This window comes from Dietzia sp. Cai40 (assembly GCF_014145165.1).
In the GTDB taxonomy this organism is placed as follows: domain Bacteria; phylum Actinomycetota; class Actinomycetes; order Mycobacteriales; family Mycobacteriaceae; genus Dietzia; species Dietzia natronolimnaea.
This window is the reverse complement of record NZ_JAALEB010000088.1, coordinates 1-3099: the sequence shown is the minus strand read 5'-3', so window position 1 is coordinate 3099 and position 3099 is coordinate 1. Positions and strand designations below refer to the sequence as shown.

Here is a 3099-nt window from a genome sequence, read left to right as displayed (position 1 = left end):
CTCCGTACGGGAGTTACCGGGAGCGATGCCGCACCCACCGAGGATCCAAATGATTGAGTGGCCGGGAGCGAAGCAGTCCTCGAGGGGCCCATCAACGATGAGGCGTTCATCGAGTGACATAGGTGTCGTTAAGGTGTAGCCCGTGCCCCGTTTCCTCCAGCTCTTCCGTCACAGTCGTACGGGCGTAGATGACAGTGTCGACCAGCTCATGGGAATCATGGCATCAGTGCCAGCAGTCGATAGAGAACTAGCTGTTCTTCTCGCCGCAGAGCAGCTGTGCAACACGACCATCACACTTTCCGAGCACCCCATGCCGCAAGGCCACTACGGCGTTGTCCTTCGCACCCGCCAGGGTCACCACATTCGAGTTGATCCCGACCTCCCTGGCGATCTGCGGTTCCACACAGTCCTGCACGAGCTCGGACACATCGTGCTGGGCCACACGGCGACATCCGAACCGGGAGCGAACCGGTTGGCGCAGATCCTGGGCGGAGAACCCCCCGCGTGCTCGGCGTCGACCACGGCTGGGCAGGCACACCGCGAGGCCGAAGCCGAGATCTTCGCCTGCACAATGGCTCGGCGTCTTCGCCGTGGACTGACCACGCGCCACATGTCCCGCCTCGATGAGGCGTTCGGATGATCGTTCTCCTGGTCCTGTTGGCCCTGGAGATTCTGATGGCGGGCTACATCGCCACTCGATTTCTGCGGTACCAGGTGGCGCCGACTCCAGTGCTACGGGCAACGACCTTCACGTCCGTGGCGGTCTTGATCGGGTTGCTGTCGGTGACAGAACCGGTCGAGGCTGTCCTCCGGGCCGGGGGAGCGCTCGTCTGGCTGCCGACACTGCTTAAACACTTGAGCATCCTCGGTTGCTGTGCGGGAGTGCTTCTGTTGGCGCTGGCAGAAAGGGGCCGGCTCAACGGACGTGCCGAATCGGGAGTCTGGGTACTGCTGATCGTCGTCTCGCTGACCGTGGCAGGTCTGCACGTGAGCGCCGGTGGGGGAGGCATGCTCACCAGCGTGGACTATGTCGAGTGGTCCCACTCCGTCGTTGCTCTACGCGTCGCAATGGTCATCGCCTACATCGGTGGACTGGGCGCGTGTTCCGGTCTGCTGTTCGTGCTGTGGCCACTTGATCTAAGGACGGCGGCCGGGCGGGGCCTGGCCATCTTGGCGTCGGCAACCCCCTTCCTGGCGGGCTGGTGCCTCCTGCGGATGAGGTATGTCTGGGCTGCTTCCCAGTCGATGACCCTGCCATCGGATCAGGAGCTGCTGGTAACTCAGCTGCTTTCGCTCGCCGGCGGTCTACTGCTCACCGTCGGACTGATCTGGTCCACAGCAGAAACCGACGTGGCCGCGCTTAGACACTGGCGGCAATTCCGCAGCCTCAATCACCGCGCCCTGGACGTTGTTCCAGCTGTCCGCAAACACTCCGACTTCCGTTTCGGAGTGGATATGTGGGTCCACGACCGCGCCATTGAAGTCCTGGATGCGTTGCACCAAATCCAGCGAACGACTGGACACCGCGACACGGGCTTTCCTCGGCCACCGGCCCAGGTGAGCGATTCAGAGCTGACCGCGGTCGTTGCAGACCTCGGCAAGCACCACTCAGAGAGGACGAGAACGTGACTCCCGAAAAGGTCATCACCGAGGTCTTTGCACCGTGGGTGGTACTCGCTGTTGGAGCGACGCACCTTGGGAAGGCGGTGGACTCGCCCGGTTGGGGTGTGGCAACGGCGACGGGGCTCGGATTGGTTCCGCAGGCCGCGATTGCATTGCGCGTTCTGCGTAAGAATCTCACCGATCATCACATCACTCGTCGCGAGGATCGACCGCTGGTCATCGCCGGAATCGCGGTGTCAGTGACGACGCTGTTGATAGCGCAAAGCAAGCTCGAGGCGCCGGCGGAGCTGCGCCGCACAACTCGAGCAGCTCTGGTCTCATTAGGAGTCGCTGGCGCTGCCACGCTCAAAGTCAAAGTCAGCTTTCACACCGCGGTCTTGGCCGGCGTTGTCACGGTGTTGGCTCGGGAGCTGTCGCCCCGCTACTGGTGGGGCCTCAGCGCGGTCCCGGTCGTAGCCTGGGCACGGATCAAGATCAGCCATCACAGCCCGCTTGAGACAGCGCTTGGAACAGCGCTTGGAGTGGCGGGCGGATACTGGGGTGGCGGCCGGCGCTAGTCGAGACCGGCTCGGCGCCGTTCCTCTTCGACGGCCTTGCTTATCCGGTCGAGGGCATCGGAAGGCAGATCGACGGCCCGGGCCGACACCGCTAGAACTTCACTGTCGCTGACTTTGCGCAGCAGAGCGATGTAGTCGTTGGTGCGTCGATATTCGTCGTCATCGACGAAGTAATCCGGTGACACACCGAAAAAGGCTGCGAGATCTCGTACGACTCGCTCGGATGGCTCGTGGGTGCCGCGTAGTAGTTGCGAGAGGTAGGGCTGGCTGAGATCCCCGCCGAGTTCTTTGACTCCCGCGACGATTTCCATCTGGGTGAAGCGGCCTCGTCCTGGGGGATGGGCGGTGGACACGAGCGTCGACAGGCGTTCAGCGAACGTCTGCTTGGTGCTCGGTCGTGACCTCATGAAAGCCAATCTTACATTGATGCTGATGCGTCACGGCGGCGACAACGCCGACTGAGTCCAGTCCGCCGCCGGCGAACCGGGATGGGCTGGGAGCCGTCTCATCGCTGTCATGCGAGTGGTCACTCTTGCGCCGACTTTGCTGGTAATCGTGCGAGGTCAAAGCAATCATTCGCAACTGGTCCTCGCTGACGGCGTCGCAGGATCGAGCGTATGGCGTCCATGTGCCCCGACACCTGCTCCGGCGTGGCCTTGCGCTCTTCGGCTTTGGCCGCGGTCTCGGCTCGATGGCGCTCATCCTCGAGGGCGCGCTGTCGGTGTTGCTCGGCCACCTGGCTAGGCGAGGGGCCGGTGAGCACCTCCCGGAGCCGGGAGAGGCGGTGTCGCAGGAACGCGGCTGGGTTCTGGATGGTGGAGGGCCAATCGCGGGGATTTTCTCGCGCGTCCTGGTTGAGGACCGCGACTAGATCGCGGCCTGTCCAGCGGTCGCAGTCGACCAGCTCGGCCACCACGTC

The 3099-nt window shown here is 63.4% G+C and carries 4 protein-coding genes and 1 pseudogene; 2 read left to right on the top strand and 3 right to left on the bottom strand.

Translation table 11 applies throughout. The features are described from left to right. Window positions 1–247: 247 nt before the first annotated feature. Window positions 248–442: a hypothetical protein gene (locus tag G6022_RS04395; RefSeq protein WP_120282897.1), complete on the bottom strand. Its 195-nt coding sequence runs from the start codon at window positions 440–442 to the stop codon at window positions 248–250. A 194-nt stretch (window positions 443–636) separates the two neighbouring features. Here G6022_RS04395 and G6022_RS04390 point away from each other — a divergent pair, with 194 nt between their 5' ends. Together G6022_RS04390 and G6022_RS04385 are read left to right on the top strand one after the other, a co-directional pair. Then, entirely contained in the window at window positions 637–1629 is a 993-nt protein-coding gene (locus G6022_RS04390) for a hypothetical protein (protein ID WP_182639742.1), read from the top strand. Then, window positions 1626–2180 (top strand): hypothetical protein, encoded by a 555-nt coding sequence (locus G6022_RS04385; RefSeq protein ID WP_120282893.1) that lies wholly within the window; start codon window positions 1626–1628, stop codon window positions 2178–2180. Before G6022_RS04390 ends, G6022_RS04385 begins: the two co-directional genes overlap by 4 nt. On the opposite strand, the gene G6022_RS04380 is transcribed toward G6022_RS04385, so the two are convergent. Beyond that, window positions 2177–2587 carry a helix-turn-helix transcriptional regulator gene (locus G6022_RS04380; protein WP_120282891.1) on the bottom strand — a complete coding sequence of 137 codons (411 nt, stop codon included), beginning with the start codon at window positions 2585–2587 and terminating at the stop codon, window positions 2177–2179. The genes G6022_RS04385 and G6022_RS04380 overlap by 4 nt on opposite strands. 119 nt (window positions 2588–2706) lie before the next feature. Further along, window positions 2707–3099, bottom strand: a pseudogene (locus G6022_RS16670) (hypothetical protein); the annotation flags it as partial.

Coding starts and splice junctions, on each gene's coding strand:
- G6022_RS04380 (WP_120282891.1), bottom strand. CDS start 2,587: ATGAGGTCACGACCGAGCACCAAGCAGACGTTCGCTGAACGCCTGTCG.
- G6022_RS04390 (WP_182639742.1), top strand. CDS start 637: ATGATCGTTCTCCTGGTCCTGTTGGCCCTGGAGATTCTGATGGCGGGC.